The sequence below is a fragment of the Microvirga tunisiensis genome (genome assembly GCF_009296175.1).
GTDB lineage: Bacteria > Pseudomonadota > Alphaproteobacteria > Rhizobiales > Beijerinckiaceae > Microvirga > Microvirga tunisiensis.
In genome coordinates this window covers 1-1,807 of sequence record NZ_VOSK01000671.1, presented here as the reverse complement: position 1 = coordinate 1,807, position 1,807 = coordinate 1, and the positions used below count along the sequence as shown (strand labels likewise).

Annotated in this window: 2 pseudogenes; both read right to left on the bottom strand. The window is 62.4% G+C overall.

What is annotated here, in order from left to right:
- Positions 1-435: 435 nt before the first annotated feature.
- Positions 436-1,521, bottom strand: a pseudogene (locus FS320_RS42695) (IS110 family RNA-guided transposase); the annotation flags it as partial.
- Positions 1,431-1,807, bottom strand: a pseudogene (locus FS320_RS42690) (integrase core domain-containing protein); the annotation flags it as partial. The pseudogenes FS320_RS42695 and FS320_RS42690, both read right to left, overlap by 91 nt.

Sequence of the window (1,807 nt, the reverse complement as noted above, 5' to 3'; positions counted from 1 at the left end):
GCGCATCCGATCTTCGAGGCCGATCGGCATGCCAAGAAGGAACTCAAAAAGCAGGTGCGCGGCATCCGTCGGATCGAACGCACCGTGGAGGAGCGGGATGATGCCGAGGCAGTGCTCGTCCAGGGCTCACATGGGGATTATGGAGTCAAGTTATCTTACGTCAGAGTGTCATGAGAAAGCTCCCAGGAGACAGTTCGGATCCGAGGTCTGAGCCCATCGCGTGAACCAAGCCTATGTCCAGTTCAAACTCACATCCGGTCGCCGCGCTCGGCGGCTGCACCACTATCCCGCGTGCGGCGGGCATGGGCTCAGGAGGACGGAACCCTTCTATTGTTCGGCTTTTCAAGCCAGACCCTGCAACGGTCCGTCCACCTGGATCCGCCGAGCCGATCGAGCCCGGAGGATAGCAAAAAGAATTTGGTGTGGGCTGAAGGTTCAGGCTTTCAGCACGGCCCCTTCGATCACGACCCCGGCGGTCACATACTTCCAGAGCGCAACCAGGAGCTTGCGCGCGAGCGCGGTAATGACCGTCTTGCGGACGCGCCCGCCATAGCGCTCGACCCGCTCATGGAACCAGCGGCTGAGCGCCGATTCCGGCTGGTGCTTCAGCCAGAGCCAGGCCAACTGGATCATCGTGGTGCGCAGTCGCGGGTTGCCAGCCTTGGACACCCCTTGCTCGCGATCAATCGAGCCGCTGCGCCACGGCGTCGGAACCAATCCGGCATAGGCCGCCACCTGTCGTCGATTGCTGAACGTGCGGAACAACCCCTCTGACCAAAGGACCGTGGCGAACTCCGGCCCAACCCCTCTCAAGGCCATCAACATCGCCGCAGGTGCCAGCTCTGCTGTAGCGGCATTCCGCGACAGAGCCAGTAAGGCATCCCGCTCAGCCTCCACAGCTTTGATCTGGTCGAGAAGTAACTCAAGCCGGTCGAGTTTGCGACTGATCTGGGCCTTGAGATGGACCGGGAGCGGCCGACCATCGCCTGTTTTGAGCCGTTCCAGTTCTTCCCGGCGATTGCGCTGCAGGGGTTCATACCCGGTGATGCCTTGCGCAAACAGCAGACCTTTGATGCGATTGACGTGCTGGATCCGTTCTGCCGTGAGAGTCTTGCGCTCACGGCCGATGCGGCGACGGTCCTCCTCCTCAGGGCTTGGGGCGTGGGCCATGGCGCACACCCGCGGCTCGCCGCGCTTGTAGGCGAGCAGCGTCCGCACCAGGGCCTCCCCATCGATCTTGTCGGTCTTGGCCCTCCGGCGGCGGCGGGAGGTCGCGATGGAGGCTGCATCCACAACATAACTTTCGATGCCTTCACTCTGCAGCACGCGATGGATCCAGAATCCATCAAGCCCCGCTTCTTGAATAACGATGAGTGGAAATACCTGCCCGGCCCGAGCCCGCGCCTTATCCTGGAGATGCGCAAACCGCGTCAGCAGCCCGCCGACATCGCCACTCCGCACCGAATGCTTCGACATTTTCTCTCCAGCCCCGGGCGACAACGAGGTGATGAGCCAGAGGGAGTGTCTGGATGCGAGACCTCCTTGGCATGAGCGATGACCTGGAGGGCTGGCGGCAACGCGTCTGCATCGGGTGGCTTGTAGCGGCGGTTGGCGAGCTTCGGCTCGGCAGCCAGGCGGCTTCGCACAACCTCATCCGGGGATCGCCCCTTGAGCACGCGTTGACGTCTTCTGTTATAGGCCTGATTGAAGCCCTTGAGCAGCGTCTCGAGGTCCCGATGGCTGTAGATGGTGATGCCCAGCACCTCGCGCTGCACCCGCCCGTTGAAGCGCTCCACGAGACCATTGG